17 protein-coding genes and 1 pseudogene are annotated in these 23260 nt (G+C 72.6%); 6 read left to right on the top strand and 12 right to left on the bottom strand.

Annotated features, from left to right (window positions below; translation table 11 throughout):
• Nucleotides 1-14: 14 nt before the first annotated feature.
• Nucleotides 15-761 carry a hypothetical protein gene (locus tag OHA19_RS36820; RefSeq protein WP_405708948.1) on the bottom strand — a complete coding sequence of 249 codons (747 nt, stop codon included), beginning with the start codon at nucleotides 759-761 and terminating at the stop codon, nucleotides 15-17.
• A gap of 218 nt (nucleotides 762-979) precedes the next feature.
• Here OHA19_RS36820 and OHA19_RS36815 point away from each other — a divergent pair, with 218 nt between their 5' ends.
• The 4 genes and pseudogenes from OHA19_RS36815 to OHA19_RS36800 all read left to right on the top strand — a co-directional run bounded on the left by OHA19_RS36815 (nucleotide 980) and on the right by OHA19_RS36800 (nucleotide 4987).
• Nucleotides 980-1495, top strand: coding sequence for a hypothetical protein (locus OHA19_RS36815; protein ID WP_405708950.1), 516 nt, complete (start codon nucleotides 980-982; stop codon nucleotides 1493-1495).
• A gap of 476 nt (nucleotides 1496-1971) precedes the next feature.
• Nucleotides 1972-2883 (top strand): SigB/SigF/SigG family RNA polymerase sigma factor, encoded by a 912-nt coding sequence (locus tag OHA19_RS36810; protein WP_405708953.1) that lies wholly within the window; start codon nucleotides 1972-1974, stop codon nucleotides 2881-2883.
• 376 nt (nucleotides 2884-3259) lie between these two features.
• A pseudogene (locus tag OHA19_RS36805) lies at nucleotides 3260-3580 on the top strand (homoserine O-acetyltransferase); the annotation flags it as partial.
• 138 nt (nucleotides 3581-3718) lie between these two features.
• Entirely contained in the window at nucleotides 3719-4987 is a 1269-nt protein-coding gene (locus OHA19_RS36800; RefSeq protein ID WP_405708956.1) for a sulfite oxidase, read from the top strand.
• A 63-nt stretch (nucleotides 4988-5050) separates the two neighbouring features.
• On the opposite strand, the gene OHA19_RS36795 is transcribed toward OHA19_RS36800, so the two are convergent.
• Both OHA19_RS36795 and OHA19_RS36790 read right to left on the bottom strand, forming a co-directional pair.
• Nucleotides 5051-5959 (bottom strand): NAD(P)-dependent oxidoreductase, encoded by a 909-nt coding sequence (locus OHA19_RS36795; RefSeq protein WP_405708959.1) that lies wholly within the window; start codon nucleotides 5957-5959, stop codon nucleotides 5051-5053.
• Between the two features lie 55 nt (nucleotides 5960-6014).
• Nucleotides 6015-6668: an adenosylcobinamide amidohydrolase gene (locus tag OHA19_RS36790; RefSeq protein WP_405721198.1), complete on the bottom strand. Its 654-nt coding sequence runs from the start codon at nucleotides 6666-6668 to the stop codon at nucleotides 6015-6017.
• A gap of 650 nt (nucleotides 6669-7318) precedes the next feature.
• On the opposite strand from OHA19_RS36790, the gene OHA19_RS36785 reads away from it, so the two are divergent.
• Nucleotides 7319-8377, top strand: coding sequence for a DUF2382 domain-containing protein (locus tag OHA19_RS36785; protein ID WP_405708962.1), 1059 nt, complete (start codon nucleotides 7319-7321; stop codon nucleotides 8375-8377).
• Nucleotides 8378-8703: 326 nt separating this feature from the next.
• Here OHA19_RS36785 and OHA19_RS36780 read toward each other — a convergent pair whose 3' ends face one another.
• The 4 genes from OHA19_RS36780 to OHA19_RS36765 all read right to left on the bottom strand — a co-directional run bounded on the left by OHA19_RS36780 (nucleotide 8704) and on the right by OHA19_RS36765 (nucleotide 13593).
• The gene (locus OHA19_RS36780) at nucleotides 8704-9927 is read right to left on the bottom strand and encodes a beta-ketoacyl-[acyl-carrier-protein] synthase family protein (protein WP_405708964.1); all 1224 of its coding nucleotides are present in this window, start codon (nucleotides 9925-9927) and stop codon (nucleotides 8704-8706) included.
• Entirely contained in the window at nucleotides 9924-10184 is a 261-nt protein-coding gene (locus tag OHA19_RS36775) for a phosphopantetheine-binding protein (protein WP_405708967.1), read from the bottom strand. The genes OHA19_RS36780 and OHA19_RS36775 overlap by 4 nt, the downstream gene beginning before the upstream one ends.
• A gap of 260 nt (nucleotides 10185-10444) precedes the next feature.
• On the bottom strand, nucleotides 10445-12301 hold the full coding sequence (locus tag OHA19_RS36770; RefSeq protein ID WP_405708970.1) for an acyl-CoA dehydrogenase: 1857 nt from the start codon (nucleotides 12299-12301) through the stop codon (nucleotides 10445-10447).
• 14 nt (nucleotides 12302-12315) lie between these two features.
• Nucleotides 12316-13593 carry a beta-ketoacyl-[acyl-carrier-protein] synthase family protein gene (locus OHA19_RS36765; RefSeq protein ID WP_405708973.1) on the bottom strand — a complete coding sequence of 426 codons (1278 nt, stop codon included), beginning with the start codon at nucleotides 13591-13593 and terminating at the stop codon, nucleotides 12316-12318.
• Between the two features lie 261 nt (nucleotides 13594-13854).
• On the opposite strand from OHA19_RS36765, the gene OHA19_RS36760 reads away from it, so the two are divergent.
• Nucleotides 13855-15099 (top strand): hypothetical protein, encoded by a 1245-nt coding sequence (locus OHA19_RS36760; RefSeq protein WP_405708976.1) that lies wholly within the window; start codon nucleotides 13855-13857, stop codon nucleotides 15097-15099.
• Nucleotides 15100-15139: 40 nt separating this feature from the next.
• On the opposite strand, the gene OHA19_RS36755 is transcribed toward OHA19_RS36760, so the two are convergent.
• The 5 genes from OHA19_RS36755 to OHA19_RS36735 are packed head-to-tail and all read right to left on the bottom strand — an operon-like array spanning nucleotide 15140 to nucleotide 23257.
• Nucleotides 15140-16072 (bottom strand): carbohydrate kinase, encoded by a 933-nt coding sequence (locus tag OHA19_RS36755; protein ID WP_405708980.1) that lies wholly within the window; start codon nucleotides 16070-16072, stop codon nucleotides 15140-15142.
• Nucleotides 16073-16086: 14 nt separating this feature from the next.
• The gene (locus tag OHA19_RS36750) at nucleotides 16087-19671 is read right to left on the bottom strand and encodes a GH32 C-terminal domain-containing protein (RefSeq protein WP_405753033.1); all 3585 of its coding nucleotides are present in this window, start codon (nucleotides 19669-19671) and stop codon (nucleotides 16087-16089) included.
• Between the two features lie 36 nt (nucleotides 19672-19707).
• Nucleotides 19708-21225 (bottom strand): glycoside hydrolase family 32 protein, encoded by a 1518-nt coding sequence (locus tag OHA19_RS36745; protein ID WP_405753030.1) that lies wholly within the window; start codon nucleotides 21223-21225, stop codon nucleotides 19708-19710.
• 2 nt (nucleotides 21226-21227) lie between these two features.
• Nucleotides 21228-22259: an ATP-binding cassette domain-containing protein gene (locus OHA19_RS36740; RefSeq protein WP_405753027.1), complete on the bottom strand. Its 1032-nt coding sequence runs from the start codon at nucleotides 22257-22259 to the stop codon at nucleotides 21228-21230.
• Nucleotides 22256-23257 (bottom strand): ABC transporter ATP-binding protein, encoded by a 1002-nt coding sequence (locus OHA19_RS36735; RefSeq protein ID WP_405753025.1) that lies wholly within the window; start codon nucleotides 23255-23257, stop codon nucleotides 22256-22258. The genes OHA19_RS36740 and OHA19_RS36735 overlap by 4 nt, the downstream gene beginning before the upstream one ends.
• Between the last annotated feature and the right edge of the window lie 3 nt (nucleotides 23258-23260).

Genomic DNA, 23260 nt, shown 5'->3' with positions numbered 1-23260 from the left:
CGGTGATTCCGGGGTCAGCTCCTGAGGCCTTCCATCAGATCGCGCATGTCACTGATCAGCGCCGACCGGTACGGGGAGAGGTCGGAGGTGTCCGGTCCGTCGTCGGGCGGCGGTTCGCCCGCGTCGCTGTTGTACTGCGCGTAGGCGGTGAGACCCAGCGAGAGGACCGCACCGCCCTCCAGCACCCGCAGTTCCACGTTGCCGTCGTTCCGCGTCAGCACATACGAACTGTCGCCCAGGTTCGGAACCTTCTCCACCGTCACCTCGGCATCGGACCCGAAATCGGACACCCCGCGCATCGCCTCGAATTCGACCGCGGGGTCGGAACTCTTGTGCAGTGCCACGGTGATTCCGACGGAGTAGTCGGTGTACCAGCGGCTCCTGTCCGACTTCTTCGCAGCCGGTGGCTGAAGGGAGATGAAGCACGTCACCCGGTCCAGGGCCGGGTCGTTCAGGAGCTCCGGTGCGCGCCCGGGTGCGGCCTCCTTCGGTCCTATCGCCGCGCCCAGCGCCTTCAGGCGCACGGTCGGACACGGGTTCTCGTTCAGCCGGTAGCCGTGCATGTCCGGCTTCCGGTCGTCGGCCGGATTCAGGTACAACGCGCCCGCCCACACGGCCGAGGCCACCACTGCTCCGCCGACCGCCCACCACCACGGGCGGCGCGGCCGGGGTTCCCGGGCGGGCTTCCGGTCGAAGTGGCCCACCACCTCGCCCGACCCGACCGCACCGAACTCGTCCACCATCTCCGGCTCGGAAATCACCTGTGCCCCCTCGGCCGCGCCACCCGTCCACCACATGATGGTCCACAGGACCGCCGCAGAATGCGAGGGGGCGCACGGGAGCGGCTCGCCGTCCGTACGGACGCGCTGTCCGACAGCCTCCGCGGACCTGCGAAGATGTCGCGGCCCCACTGCTGCGCGTCGCCTGGGGCCGGGCTTCGGATGAAAGCGGACGAGCGGTGCGCGAGTGGGGGAAACACATGGGAGCGGCGGGCGCCGTGATGCTTCGCGGGCTGCTGTTCGGCATCAGGGCCGGGGCGATTCCGGCCGGGATCTGCGCGGTGCTGTGGGCGGCGACAGCACTGGCGGGACTGACCGGGGAGCCGCTGGACAGCACCTTCGAGAAGCCCGTGGCGGGATTGGTCGCCATGTTGGGTTCGCTCGCCGTGGGGGCGGCGCTGGGCCTGGCGACGGGCGCCGTACTGGCGGTCGCGCCTTCACGCATGCTCGGTTCCGCCCTCGTGCGTGGCCCGGCCTGCTTCCTGGTGGGGACCACGCTGGCCACGGGTGAGGTGGTGGTGATGGACGTGTCGTCCGAGGGCGGGTACGGGCCCGTGATCGTGGCCGTACTGGCGATGCCGGTGGTGGGGGCCGTCACGGCGGCGCGCAGCCGGTCCATCGCGGCCGCACGCCTCGGTGGCGGGGCCGTCGTCGGGTGCACGGACGGGGGGACGGGTCCGGGCGCGGACGGGTGCACGGGTCCGGGCGCGGGTTGAAGTTCGGATCGAGTCCTGGCGCGGGTCGAAACCCGAGGTCGGGCGCGGGCCGAAACCCGGGGCCGGGCGCGGGCCGAAACCCCGGGGCCGGGCGCGGGCCGAAACCCCGGGGGCGGCGTCATGAAGCCGCTCCTGGTCGAAGTTGCCGTCTTTCTCCCGAACGTGCGACATCAGCGTCGGAACACCGTCGATTTCAACTCAACTACCGCTGGATATGCGCCGGTCGGTCCTCATTGCCCCTCGGCTGTGGCAATCTGGTCAGCGACCGCCCCACCGGGCTCCCCCGTACCGGTGGGGCGGTTCTGCTCTTCTCACCTGCCCGGTTCGCGTGGATGCCGGGACATGACGGGGGATCACGACGAATCCCGGCCATTCGCCGCCGTGTGACGTGATCAACTCCCGCGGTCGCGCATGGGCATTCCCTCCTGGGGCATGCGCATACACCTCATGGGATACGACCTGGGGAGCGTGACGGGATGACGGCGCACACTGCGCGGACCGCCGGTACGGAGCGGGCCGGGGAGCCTCGCTCGACACCGGCGGACGTGCCGGCCGGGGACCTCGGCGGGCTGCCGTGGATCGAGGACGCGGGAAAGGTCGCCCCCGGTGACGCGCGCGAACTCTCCAGGCTCTTCTTCGGCCGTCTCCAGGCCCTGGAGGAGGGAACCGCCGCCCATCAGTACGCGCGCAACACCCTCATCGAGATGAACCTCTCCCTCGTGCGGTTCGCCGCGGGACGGTTCCGCAACCGCGGCGGCGGTGGCGACATGGAGGACATCGTCCAGGTCGGCACGATCGGGCTGATCAAGGCCATCGACCGGTTCGAGCTCTCCCGCGAGGTCGAGTTCACCTCCTTCGCGGTCCCCTACATCACCGGGGAGATCAAACGATTCTTCCGCGACACCACCTGGGCCGTTCATGTCCCGCGCCGGCTCCAGGAGTTGCGGGTCGACATCGCCAGGACCAAGGAGTCGCTCGTCACGGAGCTCGACCGTGACCCCACCGTCCCTGAGCTCGCCGAGCAGCTGGGGCTGAGCGAGGACGAGGTCACCGAGGGCATCGTGGCGGCCAACGGCTATGCGGCGGGCTCGCTGGACATGCCGGCCGATCCGTCGGAAGCAGGGCGGCGCCACGCCCCGGGGCGCACCTTCGCCGATGTCCTGGGCGGTCCGGATCCCGCCCTGGAGACGGTCGAGAATCTGCACACGCTCGCGCCGCTGCTGGGCTGTCTCGACGAACGCGAGCGTCGCATCATCGACATGCGTTTCGGCCAGGAGATGACCCAGGCCCGGATCGGCGCGGAACTCGGCATCTCGCAGATGCATGTGTCGCGGCTGATCAGCAGAATTCTGCGGAAGCTCCGCCACGGGATGCTCGTCGAGGAGTGACCCCGGACGGCCCGGTCCGGGGTCACCGCCGAACGAGGTCACCGGGCCGGCCCGTCGCGCACGCCCATGTGTCGCGGCGGCTGCGGCCGTACATTGCGGCCGAATGAATTCCCGCGCCGCCACCGAACCGCCAGGCAGCCCGTACCCGCCGGGCTCCGTACCACCGGACGAGCGTCGCCCGCGCCCAGGTCGGAGGCGGTTCGGCGGCGGAATCGAGCGCCGGCGTGACAGGTTCCGCTCGGCCGCGGCGGGCCCGGCGCCCGTACAGAGGTGCGGTTGACGCATGTGGGAGCCGCTGACACGCTCACCGCCATGCCCGCGACTTGGTCCTCGTCCCGCAGCTCCACGTCGATCCGGGACGCCTCGCGTCCGCCGCATGTCTCCGCAGTTCCCGCCGCGCCCCGCTCCGTCGAGCAGCAGAGCTGCACCGGATGTACGCATGGCCTACGAGACATGGGGCGCCGGGCACCGGACGGTTCCGACGCGGTGCTGGTGCTGCACGCCCTGACCGGTGACAGTCATGTCGCGGGGCCCGCGGGGCCCGGACGTCCCAGGGGCCGTCCGGTGGGACGCGCCGGTCGGCCCGGGGAAGGCGCTGGACACCGACCACTGGTTCGTCGTCGCGTCCAATGTGCTCGGTGGCTGCCAGGGCAGTCCGATGCGGACCGGTCCGGAATCATCCACGCGTCCCACGGGCACGACGGGTTCCTGAACGAGACCGGCCAGATCGGGTCCCTGGTACGGGAGTTGCTGTCCGTCCGGCCCGATGCCCGGGGCCGCTGATACGCCGTCGTCGTCCGGTCGTCCTCGCTCTCCTCTTCCCCTGGAGTTGTTCATGAGATCCGTACCGCCGTCCGAGGCCGCCTACGACGGGCTGCGGCTGCGTCAGTGGTCGCGTGGTGCCGCGCGGTCCGCCGGGATCGACCGGCGGGATCTGCTGCGGTTGCTGGCGGCCGCCTCGGCCGCCGGGCCCCTGGCCGGGCTCGCCGCTCCCGCGCAGGCGGCGCCCGCCGCCGCACCGTCCGTCCCCGGGATCGTGAAACCGCTGCCGCCCGAGGTGTTCACCGTGCGCGGCACCAACGCCGAGACGAATTTCGCGGCGCTGCGCCGGACCGGGCTGCTCACTCCTGCCGGCCGTTTCTTCGTGCGCAATCACACCGTCACCCCGCGGATCGACGCGGCGGCCTGGCGGCTGACCGTGTGGGGCAGTGGGCTGACGGGCCCCGCCGTGGAGTTCACCTACGACGAACTGCTCGCCCTGCCCCCGGTCACCCGCACCGCGTTCGTCGAGTGCGCGGGGAACGCCCGCAGCTTCTACGCGACCCAGCAGAACCAGCAGGTGAGCGGCACCGCCTGGACCCTGGGCGCGATCGGGACGGCCCGCTGGCGCGGGGCACGGCTCTCCGACGTGCTGCGGCGGGCCGGCATCGGCCGGGACGCGGTCGATGTGCTGCCGCGCGGCCTGGACGAGGAGGTGGTCAGCGACGGGATCCGGCTGGGCCGGGTGCGCAGGCCGCTGCCGGTGACGAAGGCGCTGGACGACGTGCTGCTCGCGTACGAGATGAACGGCCGGCCACTGCCGCCCGATCACGGCCATCCGGTGCGACTGGTCGTGCCGTCCTGGGTGGGCATCGCCAACATCAAGTGGGTCGGCGACATCGAGGTGAGTGCGGAGCCCCTGGTCTCCCCGTGGAACACCGGCCTCTACCGGCTGTTCGGCGCCGGCTATCCGCCGGAGGGCAGTGCGCCGCTGACCCGGCAGACGTTGAAGAGCGCGTTCGAGCTGGCGCCGGGGGCGTCGTTCCCGGCAGGCCGGCGCCAGGTGCTGACGGGGCGCTCGTGGTCGGGCGGGGCGCCCGTGCGCACGGTCGAGGTCAGCACCGACGGGGGTGTCCGGTGGCGGCGCGCCCGGCTCCGTGACCGGCCGAGGAGCGGGAGCTGGGTCCGCTGGTCGGCCGACTGGGTGCCGGGGGCCCCGGGGCCGGCCGTCCTGCTGGCACGGGCGACGGACCGGACGGGCCGTACCCAGCCCGAGGTCGCCGTCCACAACACTCAGGGCTATCTCTTCGATGCCGTGGTCCGGCACGAGGTGCGGGTCGTCTGACGGCTCCGGAGGCCGCCGCCCGTGGAACGCGTCGCACTCGGCCCGGCCCGCGGGTGGGGCGGCTCAGTCGCTGTCCCGCTCCGCGGCCCGGCCCGCGTAGTAGGTGGCGATCATGTCCTCGCCGCCGTGCCCGGCCGCCTCGGCTCGCACGAAGCGGTCGGCCGACGCCGCGACGAGGTCCAGCCGCACCCCCGACGCCTGCGCCGCGTCCAGGATGAGGTGGGTGTCCTTGAGCGCGGTGGACAGGGCGAAGCTCGGGGTCAGGTCACCGGAGAGCACGGCGGCGGACTTGCCCTGCAGATACGCGGAGTCCAGCGGGCCGCCCTTCATGACGTCGAGGAACGTCTGCGGATCGATGCCCAGCCCCTCCGCGAGGTTGAGGCATTCGGCGATGTTGTTGACCATGGTGATCACCCAGGTGTTGACCACGAGCTTCAGCCGCGAGGCCGCTCCCGGGACCTCACCGACCCAGACCGTGCGCTGCCCGATCGCGTCCAGCACCGGGTCGACCGCCGCGCGGACGGTGGACGGACCGGCGACGAAGACCGTCAACGCCCCCTGTTCCGCCGGCTGTTTGGTGCCGGAGACCGGTGCGTCGAGATAGACCAGGCCCAGGTCCGCGGCGCGCCGGGCGAGATCGGCGGTGGCGTCGAGCCCGACCGTCGAGCTCTGGAGCAGGATCTGGCCGTCACGCACTCCCCCGGACGCGGCGGCGAGCGCGGCGGCGACGGAGGGGCCGTCGCTGAGCATGGTGACGACGACATCCGCGCCGCGTACGGCTTCCTCGGCCGTCTCCGTGACCACGGCGCCGTCGGCGGCGAGCGGGGCCGCCCTGGACTGCGTACGGTTCCATGCGCGGACGTCGAGTCCGGCCCGCAACAGACTCCGGGCCATTGCCGATCCCATGATTCCGGTGCCGAGAACGGCGACGACCGGCCGTACCGCGGTGGCGTCCGCAGTGCTCGATGTCATGAGAGGGCTCCATTCGTCGGCCGCGCCCGGGGTCGGCTCGCGGCACTGTGGATTCTCAGGATTGCCGCAGCGCGCCTTCGAGGACGGCAGCGTGCACGGCCCTGGCGAGTCGCGCGCCCCACAGGGAGCGCGGTCCCGCGAAGGGTTCGGCGGGGCCGGGTCCCGGGGTGGGGGCGGCGATGCAGACGGCGTCGGTGGGGGTGCCCGAGCAGTCCAGGCCCGCGTCCAGAAGTGCCTGGACCTTGGCCTCGGTGGCGGTGGCGACGGCGTTGACGAGTGCGGCGTCGGAGAGCGGCACGGGGAGCGTGACGACGATGTTGACCGTGCCCGGTCCCGGCGGCCCCTCGGTGCCTTCCGCCGGGGCGGCGGCCCAGCCGCGTACGCCGAGTCCGCAGGTGGCGGTCGCCGTCACGCCCACGTCGGCCGCGACCGTGTACGCGGTGACGTCGGCGGCCGTCATCAGCCCGGCGCCGGGTCCGGTGAGGTGTTCGGCGGCGGCGATCTCGGCAAGATGCCGGTCGGGGTCCAGGCGCGGGTAGCCGCCGGGCACCTGGGCGTTGAGTATCCAGTCGCGCGGGCCGATTCCGCCGCCGAGCACGGCGCTGCCGCACACCCGCCACCCCGGCCCGAGCCGCCACACCAGGTGGTGCAGTTCCGCACCGTCCTCCTGCCGGGCCAGCAGTTCACCGCGCTGTTCGGGCAGGCGGATGCGTACGGAACTGATGGGGCACCCCCGGTGGCGCGGCAGGACGACGGCCGGCTCTCGGCCCGCCGATCAGTCGATCATATGTGCCGCCATATGTGCCGAGAGGGCGGGCCCACGCGTCCGGGCCGTCGTCATGCGCGTCCGGGGCGTGGCGGCACGTCCCAGGGGGTACGGGGCTCCGGCGCGGGAGCTACGGGCAAAGCCGCGCGGGGAGCCCCGTACCGTGCTGTTGCCGACGGAGCCCGGGTGGCGGGGGCATCGCGGTCTCCGTCGGCGGCGAGTTCGGGTTCCGGGAAGCGGCCGACCATTCGCAACGCCTTCCGTACGAAGAGGAGTTGGTGCGGGTACCGCTCGGTGCCGCACCCTTCTCCCCCGGTCGCCGATCACGCTCCCGGTGCGGCGGGGCAGGCCGTGCCGGTGCGTCGGGGGCCACCCGGCGCACCCCCTCCCCGCTTCACTCGAATGGCCCAATGCGGAGCCGGGGCGCCCACCTCCGTGGCGGGCGGTCACCACCGAACCGCCGAGCATGCGGCAGCCGGGCTCCGCGGCCCGGGAGGTTGCAGCCTCCATCCGGGTGAGGCGCGATGGAAGACGGACGCGCCTCCTCTGATGGCCTCAGCCACAGGACGCGCCCGGACGAGGAGGAATCGGTCATGGCAGCCGCTGACGGTTTCACGGATTCCGGAGAGCTCGACGGCCTGACGGTGTACGACACCGACGGCGAGAAGGTCGGCAGTGTGGGCCGGGTGTACGTCGACGACAACACCGGCCGACCGGACTGGATAACGGTGAGGACCGGCCTGTTCGGCATGAAGGAGAGTTTCGTTCCGCTCGCCGGCGCCCGCCGCGTCGGATCCGATCTGCACATCTCGCATCCGAAGGACCGCGTGAAGGACGCCCCCCGGGTGGACGCGGACGCGCATCTGTCCGTGGCGGAAGAGGAAGAGCTCTACAAGCACTACGGCCTCGCCAGGAACACCACCGCGAAGCTCGGTGACCGGCCGGGCACGGGCAGCCCGACGGCGTCCGGGACGGGCACCACGGCCATGGGAGCCGCGGGAGCCGCCGGAGCCGGGGCCACGGGCGCGTCCGGCGCCGGACGTACCACCGGGTCCGGCAGGACGGCCATGACCGGCACCACCGCCTCCGGTACGGGTACGGCCCGCACCACCTCCGCCGGGATGGCCGGCGCAGGGACCGGGACCGGCCAGGGCAGGCACCGCGACACCGGGACGGCCGGCACCTCGCGTCCTCTCGTCGGCGCCGGGGCGGGCTCCGAACGGTCCGCCGCCGACCTGGGCAGCAGGGAGGAGATGATCCGCTCCGAGGAGCAGCTCCACGTCGGCACCGAGGAGTACGAGAGCGGAACGGCCCGGCTGCACAAGTACGTCGTCACCGAGAACGTCACCAGGACCGTGCCGGTGACGCACGAAGAGGTGCGCCTGATCCGTGAACCCCTCCAGCCCGGCGAGAAGACGGCCGAACGGGCCGCCATCAGCGAGCAGGACATCGAGGTCACCCTGCACGCGGAGCGCCCGACCACGCGCAAGGAGACCGTGCCCGTCGAACGGGTGCGGATGGAGACCAAGAAGGTGACCGAGCAGAAGGAAGTCTCCGCCGAACTCCGCAAGGAGCAGATCGACTACGCGGACGACGCGGGCCTGGGTGGCAAGGACATCGGAGGCGACTTCGGCCCGGGACGCCGCCGCTGACCGCAGCCCACGCGCCGCGGTGAACCGCCGCACCCCGGAATCAAGGGCGGACCCATGCCGTGCCGGGTCCGCCCGCTCGCCGTCGCACCCCGTCCACGAGGCACCGGCCGCTCATCCGCCGGCCGCTGCCTCCCCGCCACAGCAGCACGATCCGGGTGCGCGCGACATGGACGCCGAGCGTGGTGGATTCCCTGACCCCTGCGTGGAGTTCGGCTGGCCCCGGCGAGCTGTCACACGCCTCTGCGCGGCTCACGGGCGGTGGTGGCCGGTGGTACGCCGGGCCGATTTCCCGTCGCACCACCTGCCTGCTGCCTGCGGAAAAGCCCTCAGGGACGCTGAAGGGCGATCACGGCGTTGTGGCCGCCGAATCCGAAGGAATGGCTCACGGCGCGCCTGATGGGCCGCCGCAGAGGTTGTTCGGTGACGCAGTCGATGTCGAACTCGGGCGCCGGGGCGTCCAGGTTGGCGATCGGAGGTACGACTCCGCGTTGGAGCGTGAGGACGGTCAGCCCGGCCTCGATCGCTCCGGCCGCCCCCATGCAGTGCCCCAGTACGCCCTTGGGTGCGGTGACGGGCGGCCGGTGCGGGTAGACCCGGGCGATGAGGGCGGCCTCGACGGCGTCGTTGACCGGGGTCGCCGTGCCGTGCGCGTTGACGTGCTCGACGTCCTCGGCCGCCCAGCCCGCGTCGCGCAGCGCGGCCTCCACCGCTGCCTGGGCGACCTTGCCGGAGGGACGAGGACTGATGGGGTGGTGGGCGTCGGTGGTGGCGCCGGTGCCGGCGAGCAGGGCCCGTGGGGCCGCGTCCCGGGCCCGGGCGTCGTCCGTCCGTTCCAGCACCATGACGGCCGCGCCCTCGCCCATGACCAGGCCCGCCCGGTCGGCCGCGAAGGGCCGGCACAGTCCGGCCGGGGCGCCGTCCCTCCGGGCCCCGGCCCCGGACCTGGCGAACGCGGCCATGGCTGCCGGGTAGACGATCGACTCGGTGGCGCCGGCGACCGCGACGTCGCACTGCCCGGTGACCAGCAGGTCGCGGGCGACGGACAGCGCGGTGGCGCCGGACGAGCAGGCGGTGCACGGCGCCATGCTGGGTCCGGTGGCCCGCAGCTGGATCGCGATCTCGGCGGCGGGCATGTTCGGGATGGTGAGCAGGATTCCCGACGGCGAGGTGGCTCCGGCGCCGAGCCGGTCGAGCACGACGGCCTGCTCGGTCAGCGAGGCGGAACCGCCGCTGCTGGTGCCGACGACCACCGCGACCCGGCTGCCCTCCCACCGGGCCGGGTCGAGCCCGGCGTCGGCGACCGCCTCCCGGGCGGCGAGCACGGCGAGTTTCACGTACTTCCCCATGCGGAAGGACGCCCGGCCGCCGATCGCGGCGTCCAGGTCGATGCCGTCGACCATGCAGGCGAAGTCGATCGCGCAGCCTTCGAGCTCGGCGACGGTGCGGGCCGGTGACACTCCCGCGCACACACCCTGCCAGGTGGACTCCGTGTCGTTGCCGACCGGGGTGATCATGCCCAGGCCGGTGACGGCGACGGCCGGCCTGTTCATCGGGCGTTGCTCATCGCTGCCCCGCCGCCCACCCGCGCCCCGCCGATGATTCGTGTGATGTCGGCCAGCGTGGCGTTCTTGGGGAGCTGGTCGAAGTCCCGGTCGCCGGCCGTCTCCCTGATGAGGACGGCGAACTCGGCGACGGCGAGGGAGTCCATCTCCAGGCTGTCCATCGTGGAGCCGGGGTGGATCTCCGCCGCGGGGACTTTGAAGGTGTGTGTCAGAACCTCGGTGATCTTGGGGTGAATCGCGCTCATCAGCTTTCTCTCCATCATTCGGTCCGGCTGTCGGGGCCGGCGGTGACACCGTCCCGACGCCGAATCAACTAGGAGGAGTGCCTCCAGTTACGCCTTGTGCCGAACCGATTCGGCACCGTGCTCCCCGCGCCCCCCGCACCACCGGGCCAGGACGGACGCCGTACCCCAGAAGGCCAGCAGGACAACGCGGACCCCGAGGGCGCCGGCTGCCTCTCCGATCCGACGGCTCCGCACGACTGTTCCCTTCCTCGTCGTGGCCCTCACCGCTCGCCCCGAGCCGCTTCCCGGCCCCCCTCGGTCTGCCAGAAAGCTCCCGGATCGTCATAGGCATCCACGTAGTCGGCGCCGGCGATGGGCCAGTCGGCGAGCAGTTCCGGCGGCAGCGCGAAGGACTCGACGAGTTCGGGCAGATGGGCGGCGACCTTGGTGATGAGCTCCTCCACCCTGTCCGGCAGGCCGTTGACCTGGCCGGCGGTGAGCAGCCCCGCCGCCAGCAGATCGCCGGCGTTGCGGGAGATCAGGTCCAGTGCGAAGAGCCGCTCCAGCTCGCCGAGCCGGTCGCGGGCGGGCCCCTCGGGCAGCGCTGCCACCGCCTCCGCGTACGCCTCGGCCGCCTGCCGCTGGGCGTGCGCCTCGACGCCCCGCAGGGCGGGCCCGGATGCCGCGTTCCACCGTGCCAGCGGGTCACCGTGCGGTGCGAGGCCCAGCCTCTCCCGGGCCCGTGCGAACCAGATCCGCTCCAGCTCCGCGAGCAGCCCGCCGAGGAAGCCGGGGTCGTCGAGGTCACCGGGGCCGCCGCCGGGGAAGGCACCGGGCCCGGCCGGTACGGCGGCGAAGAGCATTTCCGCGGCCGCCTTGGCATGGATGGCCAGATTGTCGCCCTCGGCGGTGATGGCGCCCTCCACCCCGGTGACCAGTTCGCTCATGCCGTTGTGCTCCAGGAGGGCCTGGGCACCGCAGCGTTCCCGGGATTCCACGATCACGGACCTGGCCTGCCAGGTGATCCATCCCTTGGCGACGGCGACCAGCCGCTCGGCCTCCTCCGGCCGCTCGCCCCGTTCCCAGCGGTCCAGGGCCCTGCGGTGCAGCAGGCTCATCGCGAAGACGGTGGCCATGGCCGAGGCGAGCGGTCCGTGGTGACTGCGGTGGGCGATCACCGGCACCCGGTGCGAACCCCGGGGGCCGGAGATGTACCGGTGGCCGCCGTAGCGGACGGCGACCGCGAGCGTCGCGCGCGCACAGCCGACCGCGCAGGCCGTCATCGAGATCTTGCCGGAGGTGACGCGCCCGATCGACGCGAGGAAGCGACGCCTGCGGTTGTCGACGGCGCTGCTGAACTCCCCGTCCGCACCGATCCGTCCGTGGTCCCCGTCGAGCAGTGCGGCGCGTCCCACGAAGACCTCGTCGAAGGAGGTCAGACAGTGGTCCACCGGGCTGCCCGTGCGGGTGGGGAGCCTGCGGATGTGTACCCCGGGCAGGGCCTGTACGGCGTCGGTGAGCGGTACGAGAAAGAGGAAGACCCCGTGGTCGGCACCGTCGACGAGCAGGCGCGCGGCCACCAGCCCGGTCTTGGGGCCGCCGGCCGGGCTGGTGTTGGGCATGAACTTCTGCGCACCGGCGTGCGGTGTGCGGAGCACGAAGCCGTCGCGCTCGCGGTCGTAATCGGCCGTGGTCTCGACGGCCGCGGCGTCGTTGCCGTGTGCCACCTCCGTACAGAGGAAGGTGCCGATGCGCCGCAGCCGCAGGAAGTCCGACAGATCACGGTGGCCGTCGTCCCCGTGGTCGAGGAGGCTGCCGAGGAAGAGGTTGTAGTGGATGCCCGCCACCGTGGTGAGTGCGGGGTCCACCGGTCCGAGCCATTCGTGCAGGGCCGCGAGGGCGCGGTGGTCGGCGGCCAGCCGGGCGCCGCTGTCCAGGCAGTCGTTGAGGACGCGCAGCCGCTGGTACGCGAGGGCCAGGCGCTCCTCGGCGGTGCGGTGCTCCGGGCGGCGGAAGGGTTCCGTACTGATCAGCCGTTGCCAGAAGCCGTGCTCCCGGCGGTGGTCGCCGCCGAGGAGCACACCGGTGAGGAGGTCCGTGGACCGTTCTGCGGAGGGGCTGTCGATCGTTGCGGTCATGGAAAATAAAACGATCAAGCAACGGCGAGGACACCCGGATCCGTCCGCGGCGGGCCGTCCGTGCCGGTCCGCTGGAAGGCGAGTACGACATTGTGTCCGCCGAAGCCGAAGGAGTGGCTCAGCGCCCGCTCGACCGGCTGGATCCGGGGTTCCTTGACCACACAGTCGAGGTCGAACCCGTCGGGCAGCGAGTCCAGGTTGGCGATCGGCGGTACGAGCCCGTGTTCCAGAGTCAGTACGGTGGCCACCGCCTCGATCGCCCCGGACGCCGCGAGGGTGTGCCCGAGGACGCCCTTCGGCGCGGTCACCGACGGGCGGTGCGGGAAGATCTCGGAGATCAGCCCGGTCTCCATCGCGTCGTTGAGCGGCGTCGACGTGCCGTGCGCATTGATGTGGTCGACCTCGTGGGCCGCCCAGCCCGCCTCGCGCAGCGCGGCCTCGACGGCCTTGCGCGCGCCGCCGCCGTCCGGGTCCGGGGCCGTGGGGTGGTGGGCGTCGGTGGCGGAGCCCGCACCGGTCAGCAGGGCGCGGGCCCGTCCGCCCCGGGCGTACGCGTCGGCCGTCCGTTCCAGTACGAGCACGGCGGCCCCCTCGCCGATCACGAACCCGTCCCGGTCCGCGGCGAACGGCCGCGACGCCCCGGCCGGATCGCCGGTGCGCAGCGAGAGCGCGCCCATTCCCGCGAAGGCACTCACCACCAGCGGGGTGAGTACGGCCTCCGCACCGCCCGCCACCACCACGTCGCACCGGTCGCTCAGCAGCAGGTCGCGGGCGACGGCGATGGCCGTCGCCCCGGACGCGCAGGCGGTCGCCGGGGCCAGGCTGGGGCCGTGGGCCCGCAGGGCGATGGCCACCTCCCCGGCGGCCGCGTTGGGCATCATCATCGGGACCAGCAGCGGTGACACCGCGTCCGCTCCGCCGTCGTCGAGCCGGCGCACGTTGTCGACGAGCACGGACACCCCGCCCACCCCGACGCCGAGCACCACGGCGACCCGGTCGCCGTCCCACCGCTCCGGCGACAGACCGGCGTCCGCCACGGCCTGGCGGGCGGCGACCAGCGCCATCTTCACGAACCGTGCCATCCGCCACACCGAACGCCCGCCGACCGCCGCGTCCAGGTCGATCCCGTCCACCGGACAGCCGAAGTCGACCGGCAGCCCGGCCAGTTCCTCGTAGCCACGGGCCGTGGACACACCGGCGCACAGCCTCTCCCAGAAGGTGTGCTCGTCAGCGCCCGCCGGAGTCACCAGCCCCAGCCCGGTCACCGCGACACTCCTGTCGGCCTTCGTCATGTCCGCCCCCTCCTCCGTAATCGACCACGCCTACTGGTTGTCGAACGGCCGTAGCCCCGGCAAGGATGCGCCCAATGAGCCGAAAGGGTCATCGACACCTCCGGCAGGCCCAACCGTGCCGCACGCCACGGTGATCGTGTTCACCCGTCCACAGCAGTCCGCCGCGCCGTGCGCGGCGCAGAGCCGTCCCCTGGGGGAATGGCACCGGACCACGATCAAGCGGACCACGATCATTCGAAGCCTGCGGGCGACCATGCCGAGATGGAGGCACTGCGCACCAGGGTGGCGGTACTGGAGGCCCGTTCCCCGGCCCGGCACCGCCCTCGGGCCCGTTCGTTCCTCGCCGTGCTGCTCATCGTCGTCGCGGCCGTCCTCACACCGCTGAGCATCGTGTCCACCTGGGCGAAGAACCAGATCGGCGACACCGACAACTACGTGGCGATGATGGCGCCGCTCGCCTCCGACCCCGATGTACAGACCGCGGTGGCCGATCGCGTCACCGGCGCGGTCATGGCTCACCTGGATGTGAAGACCCTGCTGGCCGATGTGTCCCCCGCGGACCGTCCGGTGCTCGACAAGGCGTTGTCGAAGCTGAGCGGCCCCCTCACCACGGGCATTTCGAACTTCGTGCGCGGGACCACGGAGAAATTCGTCTCCGGTGACGCCTTCGCGAAAATCTGGACCGACCTCAACCGGTCCGCCCAGTCCGCAGTGCTGAAGGCACTGTCCGGAAGCGGTGGCGGGGCGGTGAAGCTCACCGGCGACACCGTCACCATCGACCTCGCACCCGTCATCGACCGGGTGAAACAGCGCCTCGTCGACCGGGGGCTGGGCGTCGCGGCGAAGATCCCCGAGATCCACACCGATTTCACGGTGCTGACCTCCGACTCGGTCGGCAAGGCCAAGAAGTGGTTCCGGGCGCTCCAGATCATCGGGTTCTGGCTGCCGTTGGCCGCTCTGGCGCTGGCCGCGGGCGGGGTGCTCCTCGCGGTGCGCCGCCGCCGCGCACTGGTCACGACGGCGCTCGCGGTCGCGGCCGGTGCCGCGGTGCTCGGCCTGGCCATGTGGGTGGGCCGCGCGTTCTATCTGGACAGCCTGCCGTCCGCGGTGTCCCAGCCGGCGGCCGGTACGGTCTTCGACGCCCTGGTCGACCCGATGCGTGCTCTGGTCCGCATGGTCGTCACGCTCGGCATCGTGGTGGCCCTCGCCGCCTGGCTCACGGGGGGCGGCCGCGCCCCCGGCCGCGTCATGGCGATGTGGAGCGGCGGCATCGGTGCCGTGCGGGACGCGGCCGGATTCACCGGCGGCCCGGTCGGCCGCTGGGTGCACCGCGCCAGGCGCCCGCTGAACTGGACGGTCGTCGTGGTGGCCGCCGCGGTCCTGGTGGTGTGGGACCGGCCGACCGCCCTGGTCACGGTGTGGATCGCGCTCTGTGCGCTGATCGTCCTGGCCGTCGTCGAGTTCCTCGACGACGACAGCAGCCCGCATCTGGCAGTGCCCGGGTGATGCCGGCTCCCGGGCGCGCCCTTCCCCGGCCGGGGCGTGTTCAGCTCCGGCCAAGTGCCGCCTTCAGCTCCGCCCCGTCCGGCGGGTTGGCGCCGGCCCGGGCCACGGTCACCGCGGCGGAGGCCGCCGCGTGCCGCAGGACGTCGGCCGTCCGGGCCCGGTCCAGCGAGCGGAGCCGCGCCCGGCCGTCCGCGCCGAGCAGCCCGTGCGCGGCGAGGGCATGCAGGGCGCCCGACATGAAGGCGTCGCCCGCCCCCACCGTGTCGACGACGTCGACGGGCAGCGCGTCGGCCGTCACCCGGCCCTCGGGCAGTACGGCCAGCGCACCGTCGCCGCCCCGGGTGACGAGGACGACCGCCGGGCCGGTGCCCAGCCACCGCTCGGCGACCCGCTCCGGATCCTGGCCCGGATACAGCCACTCCAGGTCCTCGTCGCTGGCCTTGACCACATCGCTGAGCGCAACGCACCGCTCGACCCTGCGGACTGCCGAGTCGTGGTCCCCCATCAGTTCGGGCCGCACATTGGGGTCGTAGCTGACGGTCGCGGACGCCCGCAGCGACTCCACGGCGCCGAGCACGGCGGCCGCCCCGGGTTCCATCACCGCTGCGATGGAACCGGTGTGCACATGGCGGGGCCGCCGGTCCAGGGAAACCGGGCCGAGCGTCCAGGTGATCTCGAAGGTGTACTCGGCCCGGCCCGCGCCGTCCAGGGTGACGGCGGCGGACGGGGTGGGCGCCGTAACGTCGTCGGTGCGGACCTCGACCCCGGCACCGGCGAGATGATCCCTGATCAGCCGGCCGTTGTCGTCGGGGCCGAGCTGGGTGAGCAGGGCGGTGCCGTGCCCGAGCCGGGCCAGGCCGTACGCGACGTTGGCCGGGCTGCCGCCCGGGTGGACCTGATCGGCCGCACCCGGCAGCCGGACGATGTCGGCGACGCATTCGCCGATGACCAGCAGGTCGAGTCTGTCGAGCATGGGGGTGGGGTCTCCTAGAGTGCGGTGACGAAGGTGTCCTGGTAGGCGGCGCGGCCTCCGAACACATTGAGCCCGATCCTGCCGCGTGTGTGGTGGGTGTCGGTCACATCGATGACCGGCAGGCCGTCGACGAACGCCTCGATCCGCCCGCCCCGGGCCCTGATCCGCAGTGGAATGCTGACTCCTGCCCGGATCAGCAGGGGTGCCTCGGCGAGCACGGTCGTGCGCCCGGCGTCCTTGCGGAAGAGCCTGACCGTCCGCAGGTTCGGGTCGAGGTTGAGGGCGTACCCGTCGGCCGTGTCGGGCGAGGCGCGCAGCAGTACCGATCCGGCGCCGCCGGTCCCGTCTGGGCCGCCGAGGCGGACGAGGGAGGTCATTTCCAGGTCGGTGTACTCGGTGCTGGAGACGGCGGTCGAGTCCCGGTCGAAGACTCCGGTACGGCCGGCGCCGGTGGTCGTCCAGTGCCCGGCCGGCACGACGGTGAGTTCGCCGAGCCCGCCGCTGCGGAAGGTGCCGCCCGGCGGGTTCGCGGCCGGTCCGGGGTCGCCGTCGGTCACCCGGAAGATGCCACGGAGCCGGTGGACGGTCAGGGTGACGATGCGGGCCGCTCCCCCGTCGGCGTAGAACGCCATGCCCTGGTCGTCCGGCCCGGGGAAGAGCAGGCTGCTGATCGTGACCCGGCCGTCCCCGCCGAACACCTCGACCGAGGAGGTGTCCATGAACAGCCGGATCCGCAGCCGCCGTTCGCCGTCGGCGGTGGTGGTGAGGGGCAGTACCGCCTCCGTGCGTCCGGCGAAGTGCTCGGTGAAGTCGTCTGCGCCCGAGGCACTGCGGTCGACGAAGAGCTTCCCTGTGCCGGTGTCGTAGCCGACGAGGGTGTGCCGGTCTCCCCCGGTGCGGAGCCGGAAGCCGAAGGCGGTCGCGGCCTCCGTGCCCGGCAGGGCGATCTCGGCCTCGATCTCGTAGGACCGGCCGCGCAGTGCGGAGAGCGGGTTGGCGGAGCCGGGGCGCACCGTGACGTCCTCGATCGTGGTGCTGCTGGTGCGCAGCGTCTCGATCTCGGCGGCGGGCCGCTGGACAAGTCCCCCGGCGGTCAGGGTCAGTTCGCGTGCGATGCTCAGCTGGCCGTTCCACTCGCCGGTCGGGGCGCTGAACGCGTAGTCCCAGTTGCTGAGCCAGCCGAGCTGGACGCGGCGGCCGTCCGGCAGTCCGTAGAAGGTCATGGCGGCGTAGTAGTCACGGCCGGCCTCGGCGCGCAGCGGGGTGCCGGCCCGGTTGGTGGTGGTGAAGGCGGTGCCGTCCCAGTCGCCGAGGAAGTACTCGGCCGCCGAGCCGTCGGTGCTGCGGACCGCGCCGGTGGACAGCGCGAGCACCCAGCGCACCCGCTCCGGGTCGCCGTCGACGGGCAGCGGGAACAGGTCGGGGCACTCCCAGACGCCGCCGGTCACCCAGTCGCCGTATCCGAAGGAGGAGCGGTACGTCCAGTTCAGCAGGTCGGTGGAGGTGAGGAAGCGGACGTGGTCGCCGCCGGAGACCACCATCACCCACTGGTCGCGGTCGGTGTCGCGGACGATCTTCGGGTCGCGGAAGTCCCAACTTCCGTCCGGGCCACCGGGGTTCTGCACCACGGGGTCGGTGCCGAGCCACTGCCAGGAGCGGCCCCGGTCCTTGCTGAAGGCGACGCGCACGCACTGGTTCCCTCCGGGCCTGTCCGGGTGGTAGCTGGTGTAGAAGGCGATCAGCCCCGGCCGGCCGCCGAAGAGCCCGCTGGTGTCGTCGGGGTCCACCACGCACGAGCCGGACCAGGTGTGGCCGAAGTCGGAGACCGGGAGGGCGACGGGCAGCGCGCGCCAGTGCAGGAGGTCGGTGGAGACGGCGTGCGCCCACTGCCCGGAGTCCTGGTGGAAGAGGTGGTACTCGCCCTCGTGGTAGACCAGTCCGTTGGGGTCGCTGGTGTGCGAGGCGAGTTGGGTGTAGTGGTACGCCGGCCGGTGGGTGTCCGTGTAGTACGCCTGCGGAGCGCGGGCCCTGACCTCCTGGAAGTGGGCCGTGCCGCCGGTCGCGGCGAGCCCGGTGGCCTTCCCGCCGGTACGGGACACGGTGGCGGTGAGGACCTCGACGCCGTCCACCGTCACGGTGACGGTGGTGCCGAGGGCCCGCACCTCGGCCCGGTAGGTGCCGCCCGCCGCGAAGGGCCGGACGGGTGGTGCGGCGCGGCCGAGCCCGGTGCCGTCGGTGCGGTCCAGCAGGTGGACGCCCGTGGCGTCGAGCCGTGCCTCGTAGCCGCCCGCACCGGCCGCGTCCGCGCGGACCACGAGTCCCGCGCCGGTCGCCCCGGCGAGCCCGATGTCGGCGCTGATCAGCACGTCGCCGCCGGGGAACGGTGCGATGCGCAGTGCCTCGGCGCCCTCTCCCCGCAGCCCGCGCAGATCGGGGGTCCAGGCACCGGACACCGTCGACCAGCCCTGAAGGTCCGTCACCAGGCCCGTGGTGACGATCCCTTCGAAGCGGACGGCCCCGTTGTACGCCAGGACGCCGAGCAGTCCCGACCCGTGCGTGGCGTCCTGTGCGGTGATGACCGGGGCGTAGCCGTCGGGGGTGATGAAGTCGCTCTGCCAGCGCACCCTGAGCCGCGGCCCGTCCGCCTCGACGCGGATCCGGTACACCTTGTCGGCGTCGATGGCGGTGCTGTGTGTGCCGAGGGTGATGTCGCCGTCGATCCGGTAGAGCCGCAGCCGGTTCAGGTTCGGGTCGATCTGGACCCCGTAACCGGCCGTTGCCTGTGCGTCGGTACGCAGCAGCAGGGCGGCGACCGCGTACGGATCGGTGATCCTCACGTCGGCCTGGTAGACCGTGTCGTGCACCCGGGTGGCGGACACGGCACGGCAGTTGGTGCCGGCGGGGGCCTGTGCGTTCCAGCCGAGCGAGGTGGCCGTCCAGGTGCCGCCGTCGGTGGCCCATCCGGTGGCGTCGGTGGTGACGGAGCACACTCCGGGCGGCCCGAAGACGACGGTGCCGTTGTAGGCGTGCAGCCCGGCGGCACCGTGCTCGTACGTGGTGTCCCGGGCGGCGAGCACCTGCTTGCCGCCCAGGGTGACGGTCAACTCCGGTCCGTCCACCGCGACTTCGAGGAGGTAGGTGGTGCCAGGTGCGAGGGTGGCGGTGGCCGGTGGTGCCAGGTCGCGTCCGGTCGCCAGGTCGTGGAGGCGGACGCGGCGCAGGTTGGGGTCGATGCTCGCCGCGTATCCGGCCGATCCGTCGTCGGTGGCGCGTACCACCAGCGAACCGACCGCGTAGGGCGATCCGGCGTCGATGGTGATCCGGGCCGCGTATCCGGCGACGGCCGCGATGCGCTGCTCGGACAGGGCCACGGCATTGCGTTCGGCTCCGGTCACGACCCGCTGTCCGCCGTCGGCGGTGCGGGACCAGGTGCCGGTGAGGCCCAGCGGGTCGGGTATCGGCGCGAGGTCACGGGCCGACGGAGCCGCTCGACGGCCGGCCGGGGCCGGGGGCGCGGCCGACGCCCGGCCGGCCCCCGCGAGGGGGGCCAGCAGCGTCAGACCGGCCGAGGACAGGAGTGCACGCCGGGAAATGGACATGATCGTCTCCTCAGGGTGGGGGGAAGGGCGGGCCGTTCAGGGCCAGAGCGGGCGGGGGCCGTCGAAGACCGGGGCCATCCGCCAGGCGTCGAGCCGTTCCACCGCGACCGGGCCGGTGGCCTCGATCCCGACGGCCAGGGCGTCGGCCCTCGTCGGGTAGATCCGGGCGGCCAGTGCCCGCCCGTTCGCGAAGATCTCCAGCGCGGAGTGGTCGACGAGGACCCGCAGCTCCACGACGCCCTCGCCGTTCAACGGGATTTCGCCGTACCGGGGTTCGCTGTCGGCGGCCGGGTCGAGACTGCTCGCGCCGCGGTGCAGCCGCAGTGTGCCGACGCCGCCGTCCGCGGGGCGCGACACCTCGATCACGGTCCGCTCCGAACCGTCCTCGCTCTCGCGCACCACCAGGCGGGCCGAGGCTCCGGGGACCAGCCGCAGGGTCGTCTCGATGTCGAGCTGGTCGCCGTGCACGCCGTCGAGCCGCAGACAGCTCCCGTCGGTCACGGTGAACGCACCGGTGCGCACCGCCTCGCGGCGCAGCCGGGCGAGTTCCGGGACGGGTGCCTGGGCGAGCCGGCCGTCGGCGCCGAGGGTGACGACGCGCGGCAGGGACATCACGCCGCACCAGCCGGCCTCGGCGACGGCGTCCTCGTCCCGGCCCTCCTGGAGCCAGCCGAAGAGGATGCGCCGGCCGAGTGCGTCGCGGGTGGACTGCGGGGCGTAGAAGTAGCGCTGCCCGTAGTCGAGCCGGTGGAGTCCGTCGGCGGTGAAGGTGTCGCCCTCGTAGCGCCCGGTCCAGTACAGCGGGTAGTGGGTGGCGCCCTCGTCCCAGGCGGAGAAGGCGAGGACGTCGGTGCCGTCGATCCGGAACAGGTCGACGCACTCCCACATGGTGCCGGTCCAGTCGAGGTCGGCCGCGGTGCCGGTGCCCGCGTCGCCGGTGAGCAGCGGGCCCACGTAACGCCAGTCGTGCAGGTCCTCGGACTCGTAGAGGAACGCGGTGCCGCCGACGCCCCGGATGCCGGAACCGACGAGCTGGCGCCACTTCCCGTTCTCGCGCCAGACGCAGTGGTCGCGGAAGGCGGTGGTGTCGTCCCGCGGCGGGGCGGCGATCACCGGGTTGGCGGGGTCTTTGCGCCAGCTGCGCAGATCGGGCGATCCGGTGGCGACACAGGGGAGTTCACGCTCGCCGTGCCGGCCGGAGTAGACGAGGGTGGGGGTGCCGCCGTCGTCGACGAGGACGCCGGACCAGCAGCCGTCCCGGTCGGGGCCGTCGGTGCCGGGGACGAGCGCGACCGGTTCGTCTCTCCAGTGGACCAGGTCGCGGCTGGTGGCGTGGCCCCAGTGGATGCGGTGGTGGGCGGCGGCGAGCGGGTTGTACTGGTAGAAGAGGTGGTAGACGCCGTCCCAATGGGCGAGCCCGTTGGGGTCGTTGAGCCAGCCGCCGGGGGCGGTGAAGTGGAAGCGGGGGCGGTGCGGGTCGAGGTCGGCCCGTTCGGCCAGGCCCTTCGGCGCGTCCTCGGGGCGGGCGCGGGGCAGGGTGAGGTCGTGGGTCATGATCAGACGTTCTCGGCTTTCGGGGTGGCCGCGGTCAGTACGCGGCGCGCGGTGGGGGTGGCGGGGGCGTAGAGGTGGCAGCGCACCCAGTGTGGCTGTCCTTCGTCCTCGCCGATGACATGGCGGACGGGCTCGGTGGGGCTGCACCTGCCCTCGTCCTCGTACGGGCATGACTCGGGCGTCAGCACGGCGGCGCGCAGCGCGGCCCGCTCGACGGGGTCGTAGCCGTGGTCGCGCTCCGGGTCGGGGACGGCGGAGAGCAGGAGCCGGGTGTAGGGGTGGGCGGGGCGGTCCATCAGGGCGAGCGAGTCGCCGCCCTCGACGAGTTCGCCGGCGAACAGCACCTGGGTGGTGTCGGCGACGTAGCGGGCCGACGCCAGGTCGTGGGTGATGTACAGCATGGAGATGCCGTGCTCGTCGCGCAGCCGCCGCATCAGGTTGAGGATGCCGATGCGTACGGAGACGTCGAGCATCGAGGTCGGTTCGTCGGCGAGGACGAGGCGGGGGTCGACGGCGAGGGCGCGGGCGATGGCGACGCGCTGGCGCTGTCCGCCGGAGAGTTCGTGCGGGTAGGACTGGAGCATGTCCTCGCTCAGCCCGACCGTGGTGATGAGTTCGCGCAGTTCGTCCTCGCCCGCGGGCCGGCCGTGCACCAGCAGGGCGCGGCGCAGGAAGTGCTCGACGCGGTGGACGGGGTTGAGGGAGCCGAAGGGGTCCTGGAACACCATCTGTACGGTGCCCCGGTAGGCGCGGGAGGCGCTGCGCCGCTGGGTCCGCAGCACGTCCCGGCCGTCGAGCAGGAGCTGCCCGGAGGTGGGCTGTTCGAGCCGGGCGAGGCAGCGGGCGAGGGTGGATTTGCCGCTGCCGGACTCGCCGACGAGGGCAACGATCCTGCCGTGCGGAATGTCGAGGTCGACGGCGTTCAGGGCCCGGTGGCGGTCGCGGGAGAACAGCCCGCCCATCCGGAAGTCCTTGGTGAGTCCGCGCACGCTCATCAGCGGGGTGCGGGTTGTGGTGGTGGCCCGGTCCGTCACCGCGCGCCTCCGCTCGTACGGGCGACGAATCGGCCGGCGGCCACCTCGCGCAGATCGGGGATGTTCATGGAGCAGTCCGACCGGTCGTCGGGGCAGTGGGCGTGGAATCCGCAGCTCGTTCCCGTGCGCGGGAGGTCGGCGAGGCCGGTGAGGTGGACGCGGGGTCCGGTGAGCGGCGGGAAGGCGTTCATGAGCGCCTGGGTGTACGGGTGAAGCGGGTCGGCGAACAGCTCTTTGGCGGGGGCGAGTTCGACGAGTCGTCCGCCGTACATCACGCCCATCCGGTGGGAGAGTTCGACCATCAGGGACATGTCGTGGGTGATGAAGAGGACGGAGAAGCCCAGCTCGCGCTGGAGGTCGCCGATCTGCGCCATGATCTCCTGCTGGACCACCACGTCGAGTGCGGTGGTCGGCTCGTCCATGATGAGCAGCGCCGGTTTCAGGGCGACCGCCATGGCGATGACGACGCGCTGGCGCATGCCGCCGGAGAGCTGGTGCGGGTACGACTTCAGCCTGGCGGGGTCGATGCCGACGAGTTCGAGAAGTTCACCGGAGCGCGCCCTGGCCTGCCGCTTCCTCATCCGCTCATGGGTGGTGAAGATGTCGCCGATCTGCTCGCCGATGGTCAGGACCGGGTTGAGCGAGTTCATCGCGGACTGGAACACCATGGCGATCTCGCGCCAGCGGAAGGCCCGCAGTTCGCGCGGGTCCATGGCGAGTACGTCGCGCCCCTTGAACGTGACCGATCCGGCGGTGATCCGGGCAGGCGGTTTGAGGAGGCGCATCAGGGCGTTGGCGACGGTCGACTTGCCGCAGCCGGACTCCCCGGCGAGGCCGAAGACCTCACCGGCGCCGATGGTGAAGGAGACGTCGTCGGCGCCGATGACAGCGCGGCCGTCGCCGCCGTACTCGACGCGCAGGTTCCGTACGTCGAGCACGGAGTCCTGGGCGGGGGCGGGTGTCCGGGCGGGCACGGGGTTCTGAGAGGGCGTGGCCATCGT

Origin of the sequence: Streptomyces sp. NBC_00012 (assembly GCF_045040875.1) — a bacterium.
In the GTDB taxonomy this organism is placed as follows: domain Bacteria; phylum Actinomycetota; class Actinomycetes; order Streptomycetales; family Streptomycetaceae; genus Streptomyces.
Note: the sequence above shows the minus strand (reverse complement) of the source record. Positions and strands in the feature narration are given on the sequence as shown.

Excerpts from the sequence above, each read along its gene's own strand:
- OHA19_RS36755 (WP_405708980.1), bottom strand. The coding sequence starts at position 16,072 with ATGCTCGACAGACTCGACCTGCTGGTCATCGGCGAATGCGTCGCCGAC.
- OHA19_RS36760 (WP_405708976.1), top strand. The coding sequence starts at position 13,855 with ATGGAGGCACTGCGCACCAGGGTGGCGGTACTGGAGGCCCGTTCCCCG.
- OHA19_RS36795 (WP_405708959.1), bottom strand. The coding sequence starts at position 5,959 with ATGACATCGAGCACTGCGGACGCCACCGCGGTACGGCCGGTCGTCGCC.
- OHA19_RS36745 (WP_405753030.1), bottom strand. The coding sequence starts at position 21,225 with ATGACCCACGACCTCACCCTGCCCCGCGCCCGCCCCGAGGACGCGCCG.
- OHA19_RS36765 (WP_405708973.1), bottom strand. The coding sequence starts at position 13,593 with ATGACGAAGGCCGACAGGAGTGTCGCGGTGACCGGGCTGGGGCTGGTG.
- OHA19_RS36775 (WP_405708967.1), bottom strand. The coding sequence starts at position 10,184 with ATGAGCGCGATTCACCCCAAGATCACCGAGGTTCTGACACACACCTTC.
- OHA19_RS36785 (WP_405708962.1), top strand. The coding sequence starts at position 7,319 with ATGGCAGCCGCTGACGGTTTCACGGATTCCGGAGAGCTCGACGGCCTG.
- OHA19_RS36770 (WP_405708970.1), bottom strand. The coding sequence starts at position 12,301 with ATGACCGCAACGATCGACAGCCCCTCCGCAGAACGGTCCACGGACCTC.
- OHA19_RS36735 (WP_405753025.1), bottom strand. The coding sequence starts at position 23,257 with ATGGCCACGCCCTCTCAGAACCCCGTGCCCGCCCGGACACCCGCCCCC.
- OHA19_RS36750 (WP_405753033.1), bottom strand. The coding sequence starts at position 19,671 with ATGTCCATTTCCCGGCGTGCACTCCTGTCCTCGGCCGGTCTGACGCTG.
- OHA19_RS36780 (WP_405708964.1), bottom strand. The coding sequence starts at position 9,927 with ATGAACAGGCCGGCCGTCGCCGTCACCGGCCTGGGCATGATCACCCCG.
- OHA19_RS36815 (WP_405708950.1), top strand. The coding sequence starts at position 980 with ATGGGAGCGGCGGGCGCCGTGATGCTTCGCGGGCTGCTGTTCGGCATC.
- OHA19_RS36810 (WP_405708953.1), top strand. The coding sequence starts at position 1,972 with ATGACGGCGCACACTGCGCGGACCGCCGGTACGGAGCGGGCCGGGGAG.
- OHA19_RS36800 (WP_405708956.1), top strand. The coding sequence starts at position 3,719 with ATGAGATCCGTACCGCCGTCCGAGGCCGCCTACGACGGGCTGCGGCTG.